Below are 24966 nucleotides of genomic sequence, written 5' to 3'. Positions count from 1 at the left end.
AATAAACTTCTATTATTGTACATTGAGTATTTAAAGAACGGATAAGTACTCTCGAGTCCTGTTTTTCTGACCTAAGTAGATGAATAACAATATGTTATTTATGATAAGGACTATTTGGTATGCTGTGATACTAGCTTCTCATGGGTTAATTTAACAAATCTATAACCTTTGGCTTTTAGCTCAGGAATAGCCATTTTCAAGGCTTCCAGCTCGAACCATTGTGGATGATTAAAATGCATAATTACAATAGCCCCTGGCTTTGCATTATTGACAATATTATCTTTAATAACTTCTGGGGGTGTAAATGGAATTGCATCTCCGCTAAGAATATCAAAATTGATAACTTTCATTCCTAACTGATTGGCAATTTTTGCGCAAGTTTCATCTGTATATGCTGTTGCAGAGCGAAAAAACTGTGGTCTTTTGCCTGTTAATGCGGCAATTTTCCGAGCGTTTAATTCCATCTCGTCAATCACCTCAGATATGTTTTGTGTAGCAGCAACCCCATACTTGGTTTCACCGTCAATTGAACAAAGCCGATGCAATAAACCATGGTTCCCGATTTCAAATAGGGTATCCTGAGATAATTTCCTGAAAACTTCCATATTATCATCTATCCATAAGCCACTTACAAATAAGGTTGCTGGTATGCGTTGTTGTATCAGAAAATTAATCAAAGGAGCGTTGTAATCATTTTTCTTGCCAATACAAGCATCAAATGTGAAGGCAATAACCTTGTTATTATCTGCAACATCCTCAAAAACATCATTAATAATTACACCAAATCTTCCGGGTTTAGCATTTGGGAATTCATTTATTATTTTATTTCGAAAATTAAGGTACTCGGGTGTATAATAGGTTTGAACTTTATTGACAAAAGCCTTATGTGCATCGGTTTTATTTTGTGCCACTACCAATAAGGGCGTTATGATTGATAATAAAACAAATAGAATTTTCATGATAGTACTATTTAAAATATCTGGTTAAGCCTGAAATATAAGTTTGAGTGAAAATTTTGAAAGATTAACAGACAATAGCGAGAGTTTTAGCAAAATATCATTCATAAGATTATTCATAAATAAATTAAAAGCTTAATTCAAACAGTTTCTAAATATCGATTGAATTTTTCGGCATTTTCTTCTATATCAACAATCTCTAAAGATATATCAACTTCCACATTATAGCCAAATGGATGTGGCGTATTTTCATTAAATGGTGCTATTAATTCATTATGTTGTTCCTAATGGAGGCTTAATAATTAATCTTATCAATTCAATTAAGCCTTCTTTTTTCATTTCTCTAGCCTTTAGAAATGAAACTGTTGTTTTTCTAATTTTTTGCCATTTTACAGTATTCCCACTACATTTTACATCTGATAGGCTTATCGCCAAAGCTGTAACACGAATGCCCTAATAGGGTCATAATAATCTGTATTTATCGGTGAATGTATGATTTTATTCTTTAATCATTGACATTATTGTCTTGAAATACTTCGTTTTATTGCTTCGTTTTCTCTTAAATTTTGGAACATTGTCCTTTTAATGAAGGTGTTTCGGTTGTAAATTGCCAAAAAATTAGATTTATGAGGAAATTACAAATGGAAGAACTGAATCGGCTCTCGGTAGAGGAGTTTCAGGAAACACAAAAGATGAATTTTTGCCTAATCCTTGACGACATCAGAAGTATGAATAATGTTGGGTCTGCTTTTCGTACGGCAGATGCTTTTCTGGTTGAAAAAATATATCTGTGTGGTATTACAGGCACACCGCCGCACCGTGAAATAGAAAAAACGGCACTTGGCTCAACGGAGTCTGTTGCATGGGAACATCGGCCTGATATTACTGAACTCATTCAGGAATTAAAACAGAATAATTATATAGTACTGGCTGTTGAGCAAGTTGAAAACAGTTTAAAACTGACCGATTTCCAGCCTGAACCTTCGCAAAAATATGCCTTTATTTTTGGGAACGAAGTTTTTGGTGTAAATGATACGGCTATTCAACTGGCTGATAATTGTCTGGAGATTCCACAGTTCGGAACCAAGCATTCGTTAAATATTGCTGTTACTGTCGGCATTGTATGTTGGGACTACGTTTCAAAGATAATGGCACAATAATTCATTTTTGATGCAATTTTTCTTTGCTATTTTCCGTCTCTACTTGCAGAGATGTTAAACTATTAAATATGCGCCTGTTCGGAAAAATCTTTGTTTTATTGTTTAGTTATCAGTTAGTTATGGCGCAGGAGTCTATGCCGGCTGAACCTGTTATCTGCCATTATACCGAACAGGATAGTTTTACTGAGATTCTACCCGACAAAGCGTTGCTCTCAAATAACCGACTGAGTAACGGGGCCGCTATTGAAGTTACTTACATCGATTTCCCCGAAGGAGCAAAAGCTGCTTACCAGCAAGCTATTACAATCTGGCAAAAATACTTGTTTTCTACACAAACTATTCGCATTAAGGCTACGTGGGTTTCGTTGTCGGCAGGGGTGTTATCGGTTACGGGTGCTACGCGTATTTATAAAAACTTCAGTAATGCCCCTTATTCGGATCTATGGTACCCGGTAGCGTTGGCAGAAGCCATTGCCGCTAAAGACCTCAATAATGGCGATTATGAAATAGAAATGAAAGTAAACAATAATATGAACTGGTATCTGGGTACTGACGGTCGGGCGCAGTCAGGCAAATATGACCTCACAACCGTAATATTGCATGAAGTAGCACATGGGCTTGGCTTTTCGTCATCAATGAAATTAGTTAATAATAATACACAAGGCCAATACGGGCAGTCGGGTAATGCTTACATTTATGATACTTTTTTGCAGAATTCGAGCAAAATTAAATTGACCGATGCTACCATTTTTGGTAATCCTTCTACCAGTTTGAAGGATATTTTAACAGGCAATGCCCTGTTTTTTGGTTTAAAAGACCCAAAATTTGCTTCTACATTGCCTAAATTATATGCGCCAACAACTTATAGTGAAGGCTCAAGTATTTCGCATTTCGACGAGTCGACTTATCCACAAGGCAACCCTAACTCGTTAATGTCGCCTAATGTAAGGTCGGCGGAGGTCAATCAGAATCCGGGTGAATTGCTGCTAAATTGTCTGAAAGATTTAGGTTGGCAAATAATTGGCATGGAAGGAGCCATTACAGGCACAGAAAACGTGCAAGAGCAAGCACTTGATGTACTGGTATTTCCAAATCCGGTTGTTGACATCGTAAATGTGGCATTTCCGCTTACCAATCAACCCCGAAATATAAGTATAGAGCTTATTAATACAACAGGCAAACGCCTGCAAATTATTGAAAAACAAGCAGTTATCGTTGAAACAATTCCGTTAGACCTCCAGTACCTGAACGAAGGTGTGTATCTATTAAAAATTAAAGATGGTAATAAAATAATTACTAAAAAATTGGTCAAATAAACTCTAATACCCGAATTTATCCTTCCATTTATTAATCGGCTTTTCTATCAGATACCACGAAACAGTAGCTACCAACACCGTAAGCATATACAGAAATAACATTTTTAATGGCAAATGCTGGGCAATAAAAGGAAGTTTGTTTAATAATTTTACTGTTGGGTGCGAAGGTGATGAATGGTAAAAATTATAAACAAAATTATGATAAATGTATAGTCCATAGCTTATTCGTCCAAGATATACGCTTATGGGGTTTTCGAGTAATTTCTGCATAAAACCACTAAAGCTGTATGCTGCATTCCCTACCAGAAATACTGAAAGTACAGATTCAAAAAAGCGTAGAAATACAATCGTTATTATGTTTTGCCCTGTTGAAATCTGTTTGCTGATAATAACAACAGCAATGTATATCAATAGGCTTACCAGTAGCCACACTTTGTTGGTTATAAACGCTTTTACTTTATTGTTTTTATGATAAAAGAAATACGCCAGTAGTCCTCCCATACCAAAGGCATCCAGACAGGTAGGCATCAATACATAGGAGGCCATCCAGTCTACGCCTTTCAGGTATAAAACCAGCCTTATTAATACAGATAAGCCAATAAAACCGAAAAGAATCTTGGTAAGGTATCTGGCAGGGATAAAGAAAACTACAAACGGAAAAAACAAATAAAACTGTTCTTCTACCGCCAGCGACCATAAGTGGTCAATTACGCCCAGCCATGACTCATGAATAGCAATATAAATATTGGTAGAGTAGGTGAGGCACCATATAATTTTATCTCGAACGGGTGGTACATTCAGTACATACAGCACGAATATCGATAAATAATAGATAGGGAAAATACGAATGGTACGCCGGATATAGAATTGTTTCAGCGAAAAACCATGCGAACGCTCAAGCAAATCATCTTTTTGTTTGGCATTCATCAGGATACGCGTAATCAGAAAGCCACTAAGTACGAAAAACAAACAGACACCTAAAAAACCTAAGGGTAGTTTGATGGTTTCTTCTGACCAGTGGTCAATCAATACCAATGATACAGCTATAAACCGGATTCCGTCTAATTGTTTTAAGTATGAAGTATCTTGTTCTGACATTAGTGATAATTAAATAATATGAAAAGCTCGAAAACTACCAGTTTTGTTTGGGTTTTTCTTTCTGAACTGTCTTAATATCAATACTTTGGTTTGTCCATGTTACATGGCTTTGGTTGTTTTCCTGTCTGATAAACCCTAGTTGATACCGACCCGAACGTACATAAAACTTGGTAAATTCGCTCACAAAGCTATTGACCTTGAGTTGATTTTTAACTAAAAAGCCAAAATTTAAATAATCTTTTATACGTAACGCATTGGGCGTAACAATTCTATCAGGAAACATATAAATGTTTTCAGAAGAACGAAGCAAGGTATATTGGCCTGCATCGGCTGAGCTTATATCAAGGCTTGAATTATTATTGGCATAGCTTATGATAAAACCAGTTTCGTTCTCCTGAATATTAACAGGGGCTTTAACTGAATCTTGTTTGCCCAATAAAACTGGCATAAGAGCATCATAAAAAGTTTGCTCCGGCCTTTGTAATTTTGCATATATGCCCTGTGTAGGCATTTCTTTGTCACTGTGCTGAATTTTGAATTGGTCGGTAATACGCTCGTGCCTGAGATACCTGACCGACGGGAGGTCTGCCAGATAAGTAAAACCATTAAAGAGTATACTTAATATAATGGCAAAAGTTATCATATTCTTCTGCCTCCATTCAGGAACTGACCTTAACAGAATGATATAACAGATGACCAGAATTAAAACAGAGTTGATTTTGTATTTACTAGTTAACAAAACCTCAATACCGTATGCAATCCGGCCCACTACAATACCTACACAGGTAATTACCAGAAAAGCCAGACAAGCCAAAAGGAATAAATCGTTATTGCGTTGGCTGAGGTCATATCTCTTAAATAATACCTGATAGGCAAACATTGCTGCCAGAATAGTAATAATTACACCTGTGGCCATCGAAATATCAAGGTGCCTGCTTGGGGCTATGAACGATACATCAACGGCATTGCCTAAAACGGCAAATAAACCTTTTACTAAAAGACTTTTGTCTGAAAAATCAGCTTTAAGGTTGGTATCTGGTACTTTATGATAATCGAAAAAGTACAAAAATAGAAAGGAAGCTACGGCTACACTCCAGACGATTAACTCACGGTTACGTCTTTGAAAAGCTAGAATTCCTATTCCGATGAGCGGTATAAGAATACCATTGCTGCTGGTGAAAGTTCCTGTAAAGCTAAGTAGCAATGCCAGATAAAAAAATACATTATTTGGTTTGCCGAACGAATGAACAAGCAGATAAAAGCAGGCAGAAGCCAGCAAAATTACCCAGAAGTTTTGTACTGAGGCCATTCCCCAGAATACATTTTCATAAAGGCCAATATTAAAAATAAGGAAGGCAACCGGCACTAATGCTAGGGGTCCGGTATAGCTTCGTTGCAGATTTTTATAGAAAATAAATAAAAGCCCTACGAGACTAAGATTCCCGAATATCATTAAAGTTTTTAAGTCGAGAAATCCTTGCGTGGCATAAATAAGCAGGGCAAAAATGCGGGTAAGAACAATGCGGTGCTCGTTATGCTGAGAAAACAGAATCCTGATTTTTTCAATAAACGAATCTGTTTTCAGATAATCAGCAATAGTATTTCTTACAGCTAAATCATCCCAGTGTGGAATATTGATAGCATATTTTTGAAAGAGGTATCCAAAAAACAGAATCGGAGTAAAAATCAGGCAAATAGCCAGTACTTTTCTAAAAGACATTATTATAATTTCAAAATCGAAAACTCTACCCTACGGTTTTTCTTTCTGGTTTCTTCAGTGGCATTACTGGCAATAGGTCTTGAAGGGCCCCAGCCTTTGGTTTTTATATGACTGGCATCAATTCCACCTTTTTCTACCAGATACTTTTTAACTTCATTGGCTCTGTCTTGTGACAACCTTACGTTCAGCATTAAATCATCATCACTTCCGTCGGTATGCCCGTCAATCATTACTTCCATAGTAGGATACTCTTTCATCAAATCGATGATACGGTTCAACTCAGGAAAAGAGGCCGGCAGAATATCATACTTACTCTGGTTGAAAAACAGGTTAGTCAGAATAATGGTTTGCCCTTCTTTAATAGGAATAAGCGTAATATTTCGTTTAATTTCTCTGAATCTGGTATCTTTCGATAAATCTATATTGTCACTTACGGCCAGAAAACCTTTTTTTGAAGCACTCAGGCTATAATTTTTCTTCAAAGGTACAACAAATTTATATTCTCCGGTTTCGGGGTCAAACTCTGACTCAATCTTTTCGTGCGAAAGGCTATCGTTTAGTACCTCAAGCGTTACATCGGCTGCAATAGGTTTTTTATCCAGCGAATTAATTACTGTGCCTGAAATAATTGCTACGGGTTCGGGCTTGATAGAAGGGAATAGCTTTATACGGAAAATATCTTCCCCACCGATGGCTCGTTCTTCTGAACTCAAATAAGCATACTCCCCCGAAGCAGAGATAGTAAAATATCCATCCCATTTATTGGTATTAATTAAAGGGCCCAGATTTTCAGGCTCGCTCCATTTGGTCCAGCTACTGTCTAGCCTGCGGCTCATAAAAATATCGTTATCGCCATATCCGGCAAACCCTGGCGTAGAAAAATAAATAGTTTTTGAGTCGGCAGCAATAAAAGGAGCACTTTCGTTTTCAACAGTATTGATGTTGCCCATATTAACGGGTTTTGACCACATTCCTGTTTCTGTCAGAAACGATACATATAAATCTTTGCCTCCGCGCGTATCTTTTCTTTTACAGGCCATTACTAGCACCTTGTTGTTAGGGGCTAACGAAAACTCGGCATAACCAGCGTTATTGTAATAGTCGTTGATTCTTACTTCTTTCGGAAATTCCCAGCCTGTTCGGGTTTTTTTTGACCTCGACAGCCCTTGTCTGTAAGTGCCGTCAGGCAGATAAATATTAACCAGAAACACCGTTTTCCCATCTGCCGAAATGGTAGTTACGGCATTATGTTCGGCGGTATTAATAGGCTCCTTGATGTTTTCTGCTTCGGACCACGTACCGTCAGATTGCAGTTTTGAAATCCAGACATCCTGATTTTTTTCTTTGCCTATGTTCTGGTCATGTAGTTGGCGTGTAAAAAAAAGTGTTTTGCCATCAGGTGTAATAATCGGTGCTACCTCACGGTATCTTGAGTTTACTCCCTTACCCAGATTCTCCTTAATTATTTCTTTCGGCATATTTCTGGCCAGATTAATTTTGGCTTCATAGGGTATTTTGCTTTCCGAAATCCCGATGGCATCTATCTGGTTATAACCAGCCACTTTTGCCGGAGCCATCACTATTTTTATGGCATATACGCTGTAAGTTGTTTTCGGAATAATAATATTCCACATACGGCCGGGCGTTTTCGGAGCTTCTTCCTGATTCTCTTTAATCAGATGCTCAGTGTCGGTCGAATCATACGCAAAAACTTTTGTAATAGCCCCGGGATTGTTGTTTTCTGCAATACATACCTGCTGAATTTTCATGGGGGTATCAAATCCTACCTTTATCCATTCATCGGCGTGTGTATCGGCCCCCGAAGGTGACCATGCCCCTTTGCAGTCGCCGGTCTGAGGCAGTTTATTAGGAATACCTAAAATCTGTATAGCTCTGTATTCTGGCCCCTGATTGGTAGGGTCGGTACGTTCAGACGAAAAACCAATTACTTTACTTGCCCATTGTACTGGTTGGGCGTTGGTACTGGAAAATATAAACAAGATATATAGAAACGCACCTAATGAAAAAGTACTTCCGGGTAAAGTATATAGTTTTATTCCTCTTATTCGGGCAAGTAACATATTCATACAATCATCTACTTTTGAATAACACTTTGGGTCTTCTATAAGAAAACGAAAGTAAGGTAAATTTGGCAAACTTTCAAGAAAACCTGCATAGCTAACATGGTACTAAACGCATTCTGCCAACAATCAAGTATGTTTAACTTTTCATTAACAAAATATTATATTAAAAATTCAACAAATTCTTTCATCCTAACGTTTTGTTTACGTATTTAGCGCAAGAATTGCTCTTCGACTTAAGTATTATTTTTTTAAATTGATAAGTAACAAATGAAAAAAACATTCCTGACCGTTGCAGTTGTACTTGGTATAGCTTCAGTATCAAAAGCACAAACCAAGATTCCTCCAGATATTGAAAAATTATTGCAGAAAAATACTTGTTTGGCGTGCCATAAAGTAGATACCCGCTTGGTTGGGCCTGCTTATAAGGACGTAATGAAAAAGAAAAAATACAAACCAGAGCAAATAGTTGAGCTTATTTACAAGCCAAATCCAGCTAACTGGGAAGGCTACCCTCCGATGGCTCCAATGACTAACGTGCCTAAGGATGAAGCCTTGAAAATTGCTAAATGGATTTCTACATTGAAGTAAAAATTTATAAGGGTTTTGCCCGTAAAAAAACTCTGTTAGCAATTGCTGACAGAGTTTTTTTATGCCCTTTGGTAACATACCTGATTAGTTCAAGACACGTACTTTCAGAAAACTAGCGTTTTTCTTTTCGTGGTAGATAGTTTGTGTTGCTGTCTGGAAATCTGAGTAATCGGCATAATTGATATTTGGAACAAATTTTTGCGGATTACGGTCGATAATAGGGAAGAACGTGCTTTGAATCTGAACCATAATTCTATGTCCTTTCTGGAATGTATGCAGTACATCTTGTAATTCAAACGAAACATCTTCTACTTTGTTGGGTTTGAACGGTACAGGAGTTTCAACACTCTTACGGAATTTCCCACGCATGGCTTCACTCCTTACCATTTGTTGATACCCCGCCATTTTCATGTTTTTGGCTGTATTAGGGTTATCTTTAGCGTCGTCAGGGTAAACGTCTATTACTTTTACAATAAAGTCGGCATCTGTACCTGTGGTAGATACTTTCAGATTAGCCCATATATTACCCGCAAGTGTAACGTCATCATTCAGGATGTCTGTCTGAAAAGTAAGTACATCGGGGCGGCGGCTGGCATGGCGTTGGTCGTCGACCATGTATTCACGAGGCATACCCGAAGTAATGTAGTCAGATGAAGGCACAGGTTTTGAAGGGTCTGATATATAAGAACTGCTACTTTTCTTTTCTTGTGGTTCTTCAAAAGAAAGTTTATAGTTGGCATTCAGATACAGGTTTTTTTCTTTGGCAGCTTTAGGGGGCCATTCTGTAAAATTGCGCCATTTGTTAGTGCCAGTTTCGTACATAAGGGCCTCTGCAAAAACATTGTCGCCTTGTCCTTTCAGATAATAATTAAAGAATTTCTTTTCAATGCTTTCTCTGTAATAACTACTGGTTTTTTGCCCGAAATTCACATTCCCCAGTATGTCGCCATCACCTCTGGACCAACCTCCATGAACCCACGGCCCTACAACAAAAATATTATTGATGCCAGGGTTTTTCTGCTCTATGGATTGGTATGTCTTAAAAGTTCCATATAAATCTTCGGCATCGTACCAGCCACCAACTACCATTACCGCGTGTTTTATACCATTATGATGGTTCAGGATATTACGGGCTTTCCAGAAATCGTCATAGTTGGGGTGGTCAAGATTGGCTTTCCAGTAAGGGTCTTTGCCCAGACTTTCGGTATAGTTCAATGAATTCTTCAATGGCCCCAGATTCAGGTAAAATTTGTATCCATCAGGCGTACCGAAATTAAAAGGCTTGTTATAAGCCTGTGTAGGTTTGTTGTCGGTGCGGTTGGTAAAGAAAGGATAAAACCCCAGATTATGAGGTAGCATAAATGCTCCATTATGGTAGCTGTCGTCGCGCCATAAGTCAGCCATTGGTGCTTGCGGTGACGATGCCACCAAAGCCGGATGATTAGCCATTAAACCCGCCGATGCGTAAAAACCCGGGTAACTGATACCCCACATACCTACTTTGCCCGTATTGTATGAAAGATTCTTAACCAGCCACTCAATGGTATCATACGTATCGGTTGATTCATCAATACTTCCTGCGGTTTTGTTATCAATATGCGGGCGCATTTCAACAAAGTCTCCCTCCGACATCCAGCGGCCTCTCACGTCCTGATAAACCACAATGTAGCCATCACGCATAAGCTCGGCACTTGGGCCTATCAGTGCTTTCATTTTCTCGGCACCATAAGGAGCCACCGAGTAGGGGGTACGCTGTAACAGAATCGGATACTTTCGGGTGGAGTCTTTAGGTAAGTAAATAGAAGTAAACAGGCGCACACCGTCACGCATGGTTATGTATACTTCGCGTTTCTTGTAATTTTCACGGGCATAATCGGCATCATTGGTTTGAGCAAACCCCATACCATAGCCAAGAAATAAAAAAAATAGAAGAAGGCTTCGCATAGCTTGTTGATTTTTTTGAATTAGGATAAATTGACAGAAACAAAAATAGGAGAAATCTTTTAAATGCAAACGAGCAAAATTATATTTCATAGCTTGTGTTTTATGTATGGCCAGATTTTGAACTTTTTTAATATTTTTTTACTTTTGTATTAGAAAAATCTTCCGAATGGTTGGTATATGGAAAATCTAATAGAAAGAGTTGAAGCAGCCTTAAATTCAGTAAGGCCTTATTTGCAAACAGATGGTGGTAATGTGAAAGTGATTGAAATTACTGACGACTACACCGTGAAACTTGAATTACTGGGTGCGTGTGGTTCTTGCCCCATGTCTTCAATGACATTCAAGGCCGGTCTGGAAGAAGCAATTCTAAAAGCTGTACCTGAAATACGTAAAGTAGAAGCCCTGAATCTGACACCTGTATTTTGATAGAATCATATAGTGGTCAGGCTTTTATAAGCCCACCGAAACATACTTATCGCTAAAAATCTTAAGCCACTTGTGTTTACAAGTGGCTTTTTTATTATCTTGCAGACACTTTCAGTTCGGGGCTGTTTTTACAATAGTCGTAGAATCCAATTATCAGCTTTAGGTCAAATAATGGTAAATAAAATTAGAGTCGGGATTTTCTTTGGCGGGCAAGCTCGAGAAAGAGAAATATCATACTTAGGAGGCAAAACAGCCTTTGAACATATCGATAAGGCACTTTTTGAGCCAATTCCAATATTTGTAGATAGCTTAGGACATTTCATCCAGATAAATCCTGAATTACTCTACGAAGAATCTATTCGTGATTTTTTTCCATCAAAAAACCTCAATCGTGGGTTTAGGGTTTATATCGAATCTCTAGGAGAACTGAACGAAACCCAGCTCTACAAGCTCATTTACAAAGTAGGTAAACAAATACAACCTACTGATTTCCCCCAAATCATGGATTTTGCTTTTACCATTATGCACGGCCCACAAGCCGAAGATGGTAGCTTGCAGGGCTTGCTGGAGTGGTACGGCATTCCGTACATGGGGCCGGGTTTAATTGGCTCAGCTGTGGGTATCAACAAACCTATGCAAAACAAGCTGATTTCATTAGTAAACGGCCAGAAAAAGAAATCGGTTACTTTCACGCGTGAAGAATGGGCTGTGGCCGACCGCTCAAAATTGTTTACTGACTTAATTAATAATATAGGTTTCCCGTTTGTAGTAAAAGCACCACACCAGGGGTCATCTATCGGGGTGGCTATTGTTCGTAAAAGAAGCCTTGATGAGTTCACGAAAGCTGTTAATCAATGCTTTTTTGAAACTACTTTCTATAAGAAAGAATGGGAAAAAATGACCGAACGCCAGAAACGTCATCTGATGGAGAAAACATCTAATCTGGATGAAGGTATAGGTTTTCCGGTTATGATTAACGGGAAAATACTTTACCATCCGGCCGACTTGATGGAAGAACTGGATGCACAATTGTTTACCCTTGATGCAGTTAATGTGGTGTCGGTTCATGCCGAAGATTATGTGATGATTGAGGAATTTGTAGTAGGGCAGGAGTTTTCGTGTGGTGTTATTCAGCATGACGACGGTAAGGCTGTTGCATTGCCGCCAACCGAAATTTATGGAGAAATACAAACATTCGATTTTAAATCCAAATATAAATCGAACGTAACCAAGAAGCGGATTCCGGTAGATACCACCATGGAAAATCTGCATAAAATACATGAAAGCCTCTTGAAAACATTCAATACACTTGGCTTTTGTGTGGTAACACGTATTGATGGTTTTCTTACACCTGACAGCAGAGTACTATTGCACGACCCCAATACCATACCGGGAATGTCGCCATCGTCATTGATTTTTAAACAAATGGCTGAAATAGGCTTAACTGTAACCCAGTCAATCACATACTTTGTTCGTCAGTCGATTAGGGAACGTATCAGAAGCGGGAAAAATACGGTTTATTTTCGCCAGTTGCTAGAGCGTCTCGACGATATGATTAGCGAGCGGGTTAAAACACCACGTAAAAAAGTCGCTATTATCTTCGGAGAGTCAGACGAAGAATACAAAATGGCCCAGAAAAAACTCGGCGAATATTCTTCCTCGCCTGTTTATGAGCCTTTACTTATTTGTGCTGCTAAAAACGGACAAATGTACCGGATACCTGTTAACCTTATGTTCAAAGTAGATATTCAGGATTTTGGGCAGTCGATAGGTAAGGCCAAGCATCCGTTTATTATTGAAGTAATGGAGAAAACCAAAAGCATTACTCAGAAATATGCAGGAGGTTTTGAATGGCAGGTGAAGAAAATATCAGAAACCGAATTGGCCGAAACAGCACAGTTTATTTTTAAATGTGATACTGAACAATTATTGGAATTATAAGCGAGGAATAGTTTATTGTTGTTGCAAAATAGATACAAAACAAAAGAGCGAGGCTGTCCATAACCTCGCTCTTTTGTTTTGTATCCTCAGAAACAATTAATTACAATACTCGCGAATAACGTTATAAGCAGCCGAATAGCCTAATTCACCTGCACGGCTTAGGTCATAACAACCACCGTTTTCGTCGCCTAGTGCGTGTTTAATAATACCCCTTACATAAAATGCTTCGGCGTATTTATGATTTAGCTTTATGGCATTTGAGCAATCTTGTAATGCTTCTTTTTGCGCACCCGTAGCCGAACGAACAAAGCCGCGATAAAAATAAGCTTCTGCATACGTTGGGTTTAGCTCAATAGACTTATTTAAATCTATAATGGCCCCTTTGGCATCGCCGTTTTTAAATTTAGCTACACTACGGCTGTAATAAGCCTCAGATCGGTCGTCAGAAAATTCGTTGATTTTCCCTTTTTCCTGCACAACATTTCTAAGTTCGTCCAGAATTGATTTATTAATCCGCCCTGTATATACTACCTTTGAATCAATATTTATGTTGTTAATCTCAATGGCTTTGGTAAGGTCACTGATAGCGTCTTTCTGGTTATTAAGTTTGCTACTGCAAAATCCACGGCCATAATAAGCTCTTACATTCTGAGGGTCTAGCGAAATAGCCTTGTCATAATCATTCATGGCACCTCTGTAGTCTTCGATTTTGGTTTTGCTGAATCCTCGGTTATAAAACGATTCACTGTCTTCAGGGTTCAGTTTAATGGCTTCATCAAAATCTTTAATGGCCCCTACATAATCATTGATTTTCAAGCGACTAAAACCACGGCTGGCAAATGTCTGCGAGCGTTTAGGGTTCATATCAATGGCTTTGGTAAAATCGGCAATACTTCCCTGATAATCTTCTAAGCGTGATTTACACGCCCCGCGTGAAAAATAAGCCTGAAACTTGTTGATGTCTTCGGTGTTAAGTTCAATAACCTTGCTGAAATCCTGTATAGCCCGACGATAATCTAATAACTTAGCTCTTGTTGTACCTCTGTACAAATAGGCTAAAGCATCTTCGGGGCTTAATTCAATGGTACGATTATAATCCTGTAAAGCAGCTTTGTGGTCGTCCTGTTCGCTTTTGCTTTTCCCACGGAATAAGTAGGCTAAAGCATTTTTAGGGTCAAGGTCGATGGTTTTGTCAAAGTCCAGAATAGCACCACGGTGGTCTTTCAGTTGTTGTTTGGCCAACCCGCGATTAAAATAACTTGTGGGGTTGTCTGGGTTCATGGCAATAGCTGTGCTATATGCCTGCGAGGCTCCTACAAAGTCTCCTGCTTTGCTTTTATTTACACCAATATCAAAATAATCAGAAGCAGTTTGTTGCGCATAAATATGAGCAGAACATGACGTTATAAGAAGAAAGCAAATGTAAAATAAACGATTTCTCATAGAGTGTTTAAGTGTTTTGGAGGAGGTAAATAAGGATAAGTAAGGACAAAAATACTTTAGCAAAGATAAATTTTATGGCTGTTTACTCAATGAATTTTCTGAAAAGATTTTATTAAATAATCGTGCTTCATGCCCTAATAATAAAATTAAGCCTAAAAATTTGCTATTTTAAAAGGTTTTTTAGCAACTTTACTAAATATTTGATTGAGCATTATGCCAAATCAGGATACTTACGTTGCTAAAAAAATCCTAAATTCATGAAACTACTTCGTCTGTTTGCAGGCTTGGCTATCAGTATAGCTTTGTTTGCTTCTTGTAATTCAACAAAAAAAACACCAAAAGATAACACTTCTTCGCACAAAAAAGACCCCGTAGCAGCAGATGCAGCCGCTAAAATAGGGATTATGCTCGATAAACTTTCTACTGATTTGATTAGTGCTACTACCGGAAAAGCCGAGATCGTCAGAACCGGAGAGGGTATTAACATTACTTTTCAGCCGGATTTTTATTTTGAATCAAGCTCCGAAAAGCTAACAGCCGATGCCAAAAGCCTGTTAAATGAAATTTCGGGTACCTTGAGCAGATACCCATACACAGAAGTGTTTATTGAAGGACACGCCGATAGCAGCGGGAATCAATGGACTAACAAGAAATTGTCAGAAAACAGAGCAAAGGCAGTAGCTTTATACCTGAAAGGGCAGGGGATAGTAGCCGAGAGGCTTGCCATTGCAGGTTATGGTGCTACACGCCCGATTGAAAGTAATGCTACGCCGGAAGGTCGTCGTCGGAATCGTAGGGTGGTCGTAAAAATCAGGGCCAATGAAAAGAAATTTCTGTCAGCTCAGGTTGAAATGGCCGATAAAAAATAAAGCAAAAGGGGGTGATAAAATACTTATCGCCCCCTTTTGCTTATAGCCAGATTTGCCCGATACCAAATAATATTACAAAGGCTAATGTAGAAAGAGCCATTTGTTTAAGCATAGGGTCAGGATTTGGCAAACGTGATACTTTGATACCATTCAGGAAAAATAATGGAAAGCATAACACGTAAAGAATGCCGTAATCTTGTTTCAGATAGCTGAATAATAAAATACTTGCCATACCTGCAATCAGCAGAAACCAATGATATTTAATGGCGGTGTCTCTTCCCAAACGTGCCGGAATGGTTTTCTTACCCGCTTTGGTATCTGACTCAATATCGCGTATGTTATTAATATTTAGCACACCCGTAGCAAAAAAACCACAGCTTAGTGCAGGTAGCATATTTACCCAGTCGAATGCTTTTGTAAACAGGTAGTTACTGCCTAATACACCAACCAAACCAAAAAAAATCAAGACCGACACATCGCCCAGCCCTGCGTATCCGTAAGGTTTTTTTCCGGCTGTATAGGTATATGCTGCCACAATACATAATAAGCCTAGAGCCAGAAAACCCCAGAATTGGTTCGTGGTGGCATCTTTAAAAGAAAAATAAAGTAAAGAAATGCCAAATACCAGACAAAGTATGGCAAACCATACGATGGCTCTGAGCATTTGCTGAGGGGTAATAGCCCCTGACTGAACGGCTCGCTGAGGGCCAACCCTGCCAGCTAAATCGGCACCATTCTGGGTGTCGCCGTAGTCATTGGCAAAATTTGAAAGTATCTGTAAAGAAATAGTTGTAAGGCAACAAAGCGCAAAAATAAGCCAGTCGAATTGTCCGACGGAGGCAGCCAGAAAGCTACCCATTAAAATGCTTGCCAATGCCAAAGGCAAGGTTCGTGGGCGAGCAGCAGAAAGCCAGTTTTTCATAATGCAGATATTATAAAAATAACAAGAGAGTGAAAACCTTTCACTCTCTTGCAAAATTACATAAATGCGCTTGAATATTATTACAGTCCTACGGCTTTCTTAAATTCTTCGTTGTCAGGTGTTACTTTTGAAGCAAAGAAATTGGTTAATTCTCCTTTTTCATTGATTACATACTTGCAGAAATTCCAGCTAGGTGCGTTATCGTTCCAACCGTTCAGGTCTTTTTTGCTTAACCATTGGTACAACGGGTGTTGGTCTTCACCCACTACACTGATTTTCTCAAGCATCTGGAACGTTACCCCATAATTTTTTTCGCAGAAAGTAGCAATTTCTTCATTGCTGCCAGGCTCTTGCGCTCTGAAATTATTAGCAGGAATACCTATTACCACAATTTTATCGCCATATTTTTTATGGAAGGCTTGCCAGTCGGCATATTGTGGAGTATAGCCACATTTAGAAGCTGTATTAAGTACTACTACTTTCTTGCCTTTATAACGGCTGAAATTGATAGTTTCCTTGCCATCAAGCGACTTTAAAGAATAATCATAAAATGAACCTTTAGCCGTAACCGACGAAGGTTTGTTTGCACTCAGTTCTTTATCCGAGAACAGATATTTAAGTGTACGAAAGCTCATAACGCCGAAAATGGTTAGAATGGCTAGTGATGCTAAAATGATGGTCTTTTTCATTGAATTAACAATTGAGATGTTAGAAATTTTGTAGGTTAATTACATTCTGTTGGGTACTTCTATTCCTAATAACGCAGTTGCCTTCTTAATTGTTTCTGCAACTAGTTTTATTAATGCCAGACGGAACAATTGTTTCTCGGTATCTGGCTCGTTCATGATAGAAACCTCCGCATAAAACTGGTTAAATGTTTTAGCCAGTTCATAAGTATAATTGGCAATTACCGACGGCGCATACTCATCACCAGCCTTTCTGATAGCACTAGGGTACTCGCCCAGAATAAAAATTAACTGTGCTTCAATTTTTGCTAGTTCAACGTTTTTTACCTGTTCGCCTACGGTTATACCTTGTGCAATGGCTTTACGTAAAATAGAGCAGATACGCGCATGAGTGTATTGAATAAACGGCCCTGTGTTGCCTTGAAAATCAATTGAGTCGGCAGGGTTAAAGAGCATACGTTTTTTAGGTTCAACCTTCAACAAGAAGTACTTTAATGCCCCCAATGCCAGCATCTGAAAAAGTTTTTCGGCTTCGTCTGTACTAAAATCATCTATTTTGCCACGTTCGCGTGTGGTAGTTTCGGCTGTTTCTACCATTTCGGCTACTAGTTCGTCTGCATCAACCACAGTACCTTCCCGTGATTTCATTTTTCCCGATGGCAAATCAACCATCCCATAGCTTAAATGATAACAACCTTCGGCATAGCTTCGGCCAAGTTTTTTTAGTATGGCAAACAACACCTGAAAATGATAATCCTGTTCGTTCCCAACGACCCATATCGACTTATTGTTATTAAAGTCATGGAACTTCATATCAGTAGTACCTAAGTCTTGAGTAATATAAACCGAGGTGCCATCGGCGCGTAATACTAATTTTTCATCCAGCCCTTCTTCTTTTAAATCAACCCAAACACTACCATTTTCTTTTTTAAAGAAAACCCCTTTGGCTAATCCTTCTTCAACCACATCTTTCCCCAGCAGATAAGTGTTTGATTCATAATAGGTTTTATCGAACGACACACCAATTTTTTTGTAGGTTTCATCGAATCCCGCAAAAACCCAGTTATTCATTTTTTTCCATAAAGCTACGGTTTGTTCGTCGCCTTGTTCCCATTTTACCAACATTTCCTGCACTGCTTTCATAGCAGGGGCATTCTTTTTGGCTTCCTCTTCGGGCATACCCTCTTTTACCAGTGCATCAATCTCACTTTTGTAATGTTTATCAAAAATTACATAGTATTTTCCGGCTAGGTGGTCTCCTTTCAAACCTGACGATTCAGGTGTTTCGCCGTTTCCGAACTGCTGATACGCCCACATCGATTTACATATATGCACGCCACGGTCGTTTACAAGGCAAGTTTTAACCACATTGTAACCACCTGCTTCAAGAATCTGAGATACAGAAAAACCCAGAAAATTATTTCTTAAATGGCCCAAGTGTAAAGGCTTATTGGTATTGGGCGAAGAGTACTCTACCATTACCGACTGGCTATTTTTGGGTAAAAAACCGAAGTTTTTATCAGCCAAAATAGTATTAAGGGTATCAAACCAAACGCTGTCGTTCAGAACAAGATTCAAAAAGCCCTGAACCACATTGTAATTACTGATATAAGGCGTATTACTTTTGAGGTATTCGCCAATAGCATTGGCAATATCAGCCGGACTTTTACGAAGTTGTTTCACTAACGGAAAAACCACATAAGTGTAATGTCCTTCAAAATCACTTTTGGTGGGTTGTAAAATAACGGTTTCTTCAATGTTGAAGAGTGCCGTTAAGGCTTGCTGGATAGCTGATTTTAATGATGATTCGATATTCATAGATTGATAAAAAGCGTTCTTAAATATAATTTAAGGCGAATTTCTTCTTATGATAATTGTGTTTTATGAGATAAGTCTGCCTGATTTTTAATAAATAAACAGGCGTGAAAATCTGTATTTTTCTGCCATTATTTCATATTGTTAGCACAGAAAATACTCTTTTACTTCTGCAAAAGTAAAGGTTTTTTGTAAGAAAAGTTTGGTTTATTTCAACACTTATTGAGGTATTCAGAAAGCCAATGTATTGTGTTAATGAGTTACACACCGCCAACAAGGGTATGGTTGCAATAGTAACTAGTTCATAAACAATGTTTTATAAAATTAAAATGTGGAAATAATTGCTCGGTTTTTCTTGATATTCGGGAAATAAATGCTATTTTTATATCCTGTGAGCTATGGTATAACTTTTTCGTATTTTGTTGCTCAATCATTCCTCTTAACCCTATATCTGAAAGTGCTATACCATACTTCTACCACCAACTGCACCTTTATAATTCAGAATCTTTCTGATTTTAAATAATTATATAGCCATAACTAAATACTATATCAGATGTATGTATCACTTAATGTTGTTTTAGCAGAAGACGACGCAGAATATCAGCAAATATTTCAGGATGCACTCGATGAAGTGAATATTCCGACGTCGCTTACTATCGTCAGTGACGGGCAAGAACTGATGGATAAGCTAAAGGCCGAGAATTCGCCTAAATATAATATTGTTGTACTTGATATGAATATGCCTAAAAAAGATGGTATTGAGTGCTTGCAGGAAATAAGGCAGGATGAAAAACTGAATAGTAGTTACTCGGTAGTTTTAACAGGCTATCATAACAAAACATTAGTAGAAAAAGCCTATAAGGCAGGGGCAAATTTATTTTTGACCAAGCCCGATAGCTATCATGAATATATTGAAATCGTACGCAAGATTCTTACGTCGGAGTGGCAACTGAGTTTGCCAATCTTTTTTTAAGAATTGCCAACAGGTGGCTTAATCAAAAACAACAATATGAATAATTTGCATATCGGGGAAGAAATTGGAAGTACTCCTTAGGTTTTTTTCGGCAAGTAAAGCCGTAAACTGATGAATTTTACTGTAAGAAATACCGGAGTCTATTACTACTATCAGATGTGTTACCTCTTTATTATCGATGATTTCCTGACAATTGATGCCACTTTCTCGTAACGCTTCTTCAACTTTGCGTTTTAAAACATTGTCTTCAATAGTTATATTCATTATACCGAACAGTAAATAATAGCTTAGTCAGACAAATATAAATATTTTTTGATTATTACAATGGTTATATACGTATAAAAAGTTAAGAGTTAGTACAAATAATTATGCTTGCCCGATAAGGATACTCAAGGCATTAATGAAAATTATACCGCTAAAGGGGCCATTATTTACCTTATTATTGATTTCCTATAACTTTTATATTATATATTTGTGTATTGATGAATAAATAAGATTCCCTAGTGACTAGCCATTACACGTTCATGAATTTTAATTAGCACACTTATACTATGAGCATACAATCATCACTAGTAATACCTGATGATTCAGACCCATCTTTTAAATTTGATTTTCAACAGGCAATTTATAACTTTTTTATGCAGGCTTCTGGTATCTTTTGTATGCTAAGAGGCCCTTCTTACATCTACGAATTGGCTAATCCTGCCTTCCTGCATCTGATAGGAAAGCGAAAAGTAATAGGAAAAACCATTGAAGAAGTATTGCCCGAATTAAAAGAACAGGGTTTTTTAACTACACTAAATAAAGTTTATACTACCAGAACTCCTCATACTGATAACGAAATAAAGCTGGTACTGAATCAGGAAGAGGGGCATACGAAAGAAGTTTTCGCGAACTTTACTTATCAGCCTGTTCTGAATAACAAAAATGAGGTAATCGGTATTATTATTTCAGGCTATGAAATAACCGAACAGGTAGAGGCCCGTAAAAAATTAGCAGAGCTTGAAGAACGTGTTCGCCTAGCTGTAAATGCCAGTGAGATAGGTATTTATGATTTTAATATCCAGACCCAAAAAATAATTGCTTCTGAAACAATGAACCAGATATTTGGTTCTGAAAACTCGTTGACTTTAGAGCAATATTATACCATGATGATTTTTGATGATGCTCAAGAAAGGAAGAACATCTATCTGGATTCATTAAAGTCAGGTCATTTGAGCTACCAGTTTCGGATACGTTTGCCCAACGGAGAAGTCAGATGGGTAGATACAAACGCAAAAGTATATTATGACGAAGCCGGAGAGCCGCTCAGGCTTTTAGGTACAGTAAAAAACATAACCTATCAGAAATTGGTAGAAGAAAAAATGGCAATGCTTGCCTCTATCGTAGAATCGTCAGACGATGTAATCATTAGCAAGCGCCTTGATGGTATTATTACTAGCTGGAACGATGCCGGAGAAAGAATTCTGGGCTATAAGGCAGAAGAGATGATTGGGCAGTCGGTTCTGAAACTAATACCCGACGACCGTACGCAGGAAGAGGATGACATTATTGCACGCCTGAAAAGGGGAGAGAGAATTGAACACTTTGAAACACAGCGAATCAGAAAAGACAGAAAGATACTTGATGTTTCGCTGACAATATCACCTATTAAAAACAAACAGGGAGAAATCATAGGGGCTTCTAAAATAGGCAGAGATATTACAAAGCAGAAAAAATATGAACGCCTGATTGTAGAAAAAGAAGAGCGTTTGCAAATGCTGATTGATGCCAGTGACCTCGGTACGTGGGAACTAGACTTGCAAACCAGAGAGGTAAATTATTCGGCGAAGTATCTGGAAGTGTTTGGTTATGAAGGACATCAGCAATTAACTCATGATGAACTCATCGCGCACCTGCACCCCGATGACAGATACTTAAGAGATAAGGCTTTCAGAGAGGCTTACAGAACAGGAACACTGCACTATATTTCGAGATTAATATGGAAGGATAAAAGTGTGCACTGGATGGAGGGTAAAGGGAAGGTATTATATGACCAAAACAAACAACCATATAAAATGGTTGGCACCATTCGGGATGTTACTAATGAAATGACCTACCAGAAAGAGCTTGAAACTCGTGAACAGAAATTCAGGCTTCTGGCAGACTCTTTGCCACAACACATCTGGACAAGTGATGCCGAAGGTAATATGAATTATTTCAATCAGTCTATCTGTGATTACGCAGGGCTTACACCAGAACAACTTGATAAAGAAGGATGGTTGCTTTTGTTGCACCCCGACGAAAAAGAAATAAACCAGAAAATCTGGCTGGATGCTGTGAAAGAAGGGCATTTGTTCAAGGCTGAACATCAGTTCAAGCGCGCCGACGGGCTGTTTCGCTGGCAATTAAGTAGGGCAGTACCTCAGAAAGATGAAGACGGTAACATTATTATGTGGGTAGGTACAAGCACCGACGTGCATGACTGGAAGCTCTTTACTAATGAACTGGAAGAAAAAGTCCAGCAAAGAACCCGACAACTCGAGGAGTCGAACGATGAATTGAGTAAACTTAACAATGAACTCGCCCAGTTTGCGTATGTTGCAAGCCATGATTTGCAGGAGCCTCTGCGTAAAATCCAGACTTTTTCGACCCGCATCATGGAAATTGAAAAAAATAATCTTTCTGAGAAAGGAAAAGATTATTTTATCAGGATGCAGAACGCTTCCAGACGAATGCAACAACTTATTCTGGATTTATTATCGTATTCGCGCGCTAATACTGCTGAAAAACACTTTGAAGTAGTTGATTTAAACCAATTACTTACAAACGTAGAAGAACAGTTAAAGGAAATGATTCAGCAGAAAAATGCAACTATCCGCTCGGAATCTCTGCCTATTATATCGTTGGTTAAATATCAGTTTGAGCAACTATTTACTAATTTATTAAGTAATGCGCTTAAATTCTCAAAAGTTGATGTACCTCCGGTTATAACTATCAATTGTACGATGGTATCGGGTAATCAGATTAAAGAATTCGGAATTAATGAGCAAAGCCATTATTATCATATAAGCATACAGGATAACGGTATTGGATTTGAGCCAGAGTATAACGACCAGATATTTCAGGTATTTAAACGCCTACATGGTAAAGACGAGTATCCGGGTACGGGTATAGGGCTGGCAATTGTGAAGAAAATCGTAGAAAACCACACCGGAGTTATTACGGCTTCCGGCGAGTTAGGCCACGGAGCTACATTCAATATTTATATTCCGAAAGAATAAAATAAATGATACAGTTAAGCCCTATATCAAAACCTTATTACTCAGGTCTGATACAGGGCTTATATTTTGCAATTTTAGTTCTGATAGGTTATTTCGGTTAAAATTACATTTTTGGTAAGTAAACCAAAAAGCAGAAATGTAACAATAAATACACCGATACTGATAAAAATTGATACAATAAAGTACCGTAATGAAAATGATTTGAAATGTTTATGAAAAAGATGATTATAAACATTGTATGATTCAACCACCAGCAAAGCAATAAAAAACAAAGCCACCAGCACAATAGTAATCTCTGTTGCTGCCAGAACCGAAGCCTTTGAGACGACTCCGAAAATCATTATCCAGACAGGGATAGCATAAAACGCCAGCCAGACAATAATGGCAAATGCTACCCAACTAGTTACTTTTCCTAATTGGCTGTAAGACGAATATCTGGGCTGAATCTGTAAAAAAAGATAATGTACACCACAAATGTGAGCCAGAATAACATGAGGAATTACTAGAAAGAATTCCGTAGGGAATAAACTTGCTTGTAAGAAAATCATATCAAAATAAGAAGGAAGGTGTTATGAACGAATGGTGAGTATTTATTTAAGAGAGGTAAAACTGAAAACGGAATTGCTAAACTCGTAAGATAATAGCAGGCGTAAGTGTTTTCGGGGTTGAACCAAATTAAGTATTGGTGTTAAACTTTCATAAGAAAGTTTTTTTGTTTGGATAATGTCTGATAGTGTTTTCATTATAAAAGAGCAAATTGGCAAAAGTTGTTACAAACATAGTAAAAACGCCATGACAAGTTAGTAAAAAAACTTAAATAAAAGCCAGTAAACCAAACTATTTTTTAAGTGCTGTTTAATTGTATAATTTGCCTCTGAGCAATAGCTGATACGTATAATTAGTATAGAATAGGATAATTTCTGGCCTTACAAAACGAAACCTCAGTTACAGTAATAGTTTAGACGTAAATCAACTTTGCCAGAAAAACTACTAAATGGGCTAGAGGAATTAAAAGTAAAAAACTTAATCCTGTGCCGATTATTCGGGCAATGACTACAAAAATGAGGTATCTTCTGAAATAAATTTTAGAATGCAGGCCATTAATAACTTTGTCGGCGGTAATACCTAAATGAGGCTCTACAACAATCATGAATAATATAGTAGAAAAGCCCACAATAAAGCCATTCAATGATAGGGAGGTTGTACGTAAGTCTGGGTTAAGATAGCCCGCATAAAGGCAAGAAAGAACACTAATGGTGGTTAGCGAAGCAATGATGATATTCATCAGAATAATACTCTTTGGCATATCATGTAGGCGGTTTAGCCTACTTATATTTGAAATACTAGGTAGTGAGAACGCTTTGAAGAACTGTTTCAAAGCATTAGGTCTTATTGATTGAAAAAGGACTTTCACCAGCGAATTATGCTCATATACTTTTTCTACGGTATTATACATAACCCTTTGAAGGGTCGGTATGAATAGCCCTCCTGTGATACTTCCAAGCAGTGATACCAGACATAGTTTAAAAAACAACCAGTTGTCGGGTCCTTGACCATTCAGAATCGATTTTTCGATTGTTTTTACTAAAAGTGGGGCCTGAAAGGTTGTCAGAAACCGTACAGTTAAGAAAATTACATTATAGACTGCATAAGAGGCGGCCATTTTTGAGGTACGAATCCCAACGAGCCTTACAGACAATACGGCCGTACTGAAAAAATGAATAAAAAACGTAAGAAGCAGAACAAAATGAATAATCATCAA

Annotated in this window: 20 protein-coding genes; 8 read left to right on the top strand and 12 right to left on the bottom strand. The window is 38.0% G+C overall.

Annotated elements, in window-relative coordinates; translation table 11 throughout:
• Positions 1-110: 110 nt before the first annotated feature.
• Positions 111-959, bottom strand: coding sequence for a polysaccharide deacetylase family protein (locus WAA15_RS08000; protein WP_337042201.1), 849 nt, complete (start codon positions 957-959; stop codon positions 111-113).
• 623 nt (positions 960-1582) lie between these two features.
• Between WAA15_RS08000 and WAA15_RS07995 the strand changes: the two genes are divergently transcribed.
• On the top strand, positions 1583-2116 hold the full coding sequence (locus WAA15_RS07995; RefSeq protein WP_337042200.1) for an RNA methyltransferase: 534 nt from the start codon (positions 1583-1585) through the stop codon (positions 2114-2116).
• 68 nt (positions 2117-2184) lie between these two features.
• Complete coding sequence (locus WAA15_RS07990; protein ID WP_337042199.1) at positions 2185-3432, top strand: T9SS type A sorting domain-containing protein; 1248 nt, start codon at positions 2185-2187, stop codon at positions 3430-3432.
• Between the two features lie 3 nt (positions 3433-3435).
• Here WAA15_RS07990 and WAA15_RS07985 read toward each other — a convergent pair whose 3' ends face one another.
• Genes WAA15_RS07985 through WAA15_RS07975 form a run of 3 tightly spaced genes read right to left on the bottom strand, consistent with a single transcriptional unit; the run spans position 3436 to position 8337 of the window.
• The gene (locus WAA15_RS07985; protein WP_337042198.1) at positions 3436-4530 is read right to left on the bottom strand and encodes an acyltransferase family protein; all 1095 of its coding nucleotides are present in this window, start codon (positions 4528-4530) and stop codon (positions 3436-3438) included.
• Positions 4531-4564: 34 nt separating this feature from the next.
• Complete coding sequence (locus tag WAA15_RS07980; protein ID WP_337042197.1) at positions 4565-6250, bottom strand: hypothetical protein; 1686 nt, start codon at positions 6248-6250, stop codon at positions 4565-4567.
• 2 nt (positions 6251-6252) lie between these two features.
• A complete protein-coding gene (locus WAA15_RS07975) occupies positions 6253-8337 on the bottom strand; it encodes an OmpA family protein (protein ID WP_337042196.1) in 2085 nt (694 codons plus the stop codon).
• Positions 8338-8601: 264 nt separating this feature from the next.
• Between WAA15_RS07975 and WAA15_RS07970 the strand changes: the two genes are divergently transcribed.
• On the top strand, positions 8602-8922 hold the full coding sequence (locus WAA15_RS07970; protein WP_337042195.1) for a c-type cytochrome: 321 nt from the start codon (positions 8602-8604) through the stop codon (positions 8920-8922).
• Between the two features lie 84 nt (positions 8923-9006).
• On the opposite strand, the gene WAA15_RS07965 is transcribed toward WAA15_RS07970, so the two are convergent.
• Entirely contained in the window at positions 9007-10866 is a 1860-nt protein-coding gene (locus tag WAA15_RS07965; RefSeq protein WP_337042194.1) for a CocE/NonD family hydrolase, read from the bottom strand.
• 177 nt (positions 10867-11043) lie between these two features.
• Here WAA15_RS07965 and WAA15_RS07960 point away from each other — a divergent pair, with 177 nt between their 5' ends.
• A complete protein-coding gene (locus WAA15_RS07960; RefSeq protein ID WP_337042193.1) occupies positions 11044-11292 on the top strand; it encodes a NifU family protein in 249 nt (82 codons plus the stop codon).
• Between the two features lie 171 nt (positions 11293-11463).
• Positions 11464-13233: a D-alanine--D-alanine ligase family protein gene (locus WAA15_RS07955; RefSeq protein WP_337042192.1), complete on the top strand. Its 1770-nt coding sequence runs from the start codon at positions 11464-11466 to the stop codon at positions 13231-13233.
• Positions 13234-13329: 96 nt separating this feature from the next.
• Here the strand turns inward: WAA15_RS07955 and WAA15_RS07950 are convergent, their stop codons facing one another.
• Positions 13330-14676 carry a tetratricopeptide repeat protein gene (locus tag WAA15_RS07950; protein WP_337042191.1) on the bottom strand — a complete coding sequence of 449 codons (1347 nt, stop codon included), beginning with the start codon at positions 14674-14676 and terminating at the stop codon, positions 13330-13332.
• Positions 14677-14933: 257 nt separating this feature from the next.
• Between WAA15_RS07950 and WAA15_RS07945 the strand changes: the two genes are divergently transcribed.
• Positions 14934-15545: an OmpA family protein gene (locus tag WAA15_RS07945; protein WP_337042190.1), complete on the top strand. Its 612-nt coding sequence runs from the start codon at positions 14934-14936 to the stop codon at positions 15543-15545.
• Positions 15546-15585: 40 nt separating this feature from the next.
• Here WAA15_RS07945 and WAA15_RS07940 read toward each other — a convergent pair whose 3' ends face one another.
• From WAA15_RS07940 to argS, 3 genes are all read right to left on the bottom strand, one after another.
• Positions 15586-16467, bottom strand: coding sequence for a 1,4-dihydroxy-2-naphthoate polyprenyltransferase (locus tag WAA15_RS07940; protein ID WP_337042189.1), 882 nt, complete (start codon positions 16465-16467; stop codon positions 15586-15588).
• An 80-nt stretch (positions 16468-16547) separates the two neighbouring features.
• On the bottom strand, positions 16548-17156 hold the full coding sequence (locus WAA15_RS07935) for a glutathione peroxidase (RefSeq protein WP_337042188.1): 609 nt from the start codon (positions 17154-17156) through the stop codon (positions 16548-16550).
• A gap of 39 nt (positions 17157-17195) precedes the next feature.
• A complete protein-coding gene (argS, locus tag WAA15_RS07930) occupies positions 17196-18971 on the bottom strand; it encodes an arginine--tRNA ligase (protein WP_337042187.1) in 1776 nt (591 codons plus the stop codon).
• A 550-nt stretch (positions 18972-19521) separates the two neighbouring features.
• Here argS and WAA15_RS07925 point away from each other — a divergent pair.
• Entirely contained in the window at positions 19522-19941 is a 420-nt protein-coding gene (locus tag WAA15_RS07925; protein ID WP_337042186.1) for a response regulator, read from the top strand.
• 18 nt (positions 19942-19959) lie between these two features.
• Here the strand turns inward: WAA15_RS07925 and WAA15_RS07920 are convergent, their stop codons facing one another.
• Complete coding sequence (locus tag WAA15_RS07920; RefSeq protein WP_337042185.1) at positions 19960-20205, bottom strand: hypothetical protein; 246 nt, start codon at positions 20203-20205, stop codon at positions 19960-19962.
• Between the two features lie 287 nt (positions 20206-20492).
• Between WAA15_RS07920 and WAA15_RS07915 the strand changes: the two genes are divergently transcribed.
• On the top strand, positions 20493-23204 hold the full coding sequence (locus tag WAA15_RS07915) for a PAS domain S-box protein (protein ID WP_337042184.1): 2712 nt from the start codon (positions 20493-20495) through the stop codon (positions 23202-23204).
• Between the two features lie 74 nt (positions 23205-23278).
• On the opposite strand, the gene WAA15_RS07910 is transcribed toward WAA15_RS07915, so the two are convergent.
• A complete protein-coding gene (locus WAA15_RS07910) occupies positions 23279-23752 on the bottom strand; it encodes a hypothetical protein (protein WP_337042183.1) in 474 nt (157 codons plus the stop codon).
• 410 nt (positions 23753-24162) lie between these two features.
• Positions 24163-24963, bottom strand: coding sequence for a lipid II flippase family protein (locus WAA15_RS07905; protein ID WP_337042182.1), 801 nt, complete (start codon positions 24961-24963; stop codon positions 24163-24165).
• Between the last annotated feature and the right edge of the window lie 3 nt (positions 24964-24966).

It is taken from the genome of Emticicia sp. 17c, from assembly GCF_037153985.1.
Taxonomy (GTDB): domain Bacteria; phylum Bacteroidota; class Bacteroidia; order Cytophagales; family Spirosomataceae; genus Emticicia.
This window is presented reverse-complemented; position numbering and strand designations above follow the sequence as displayed.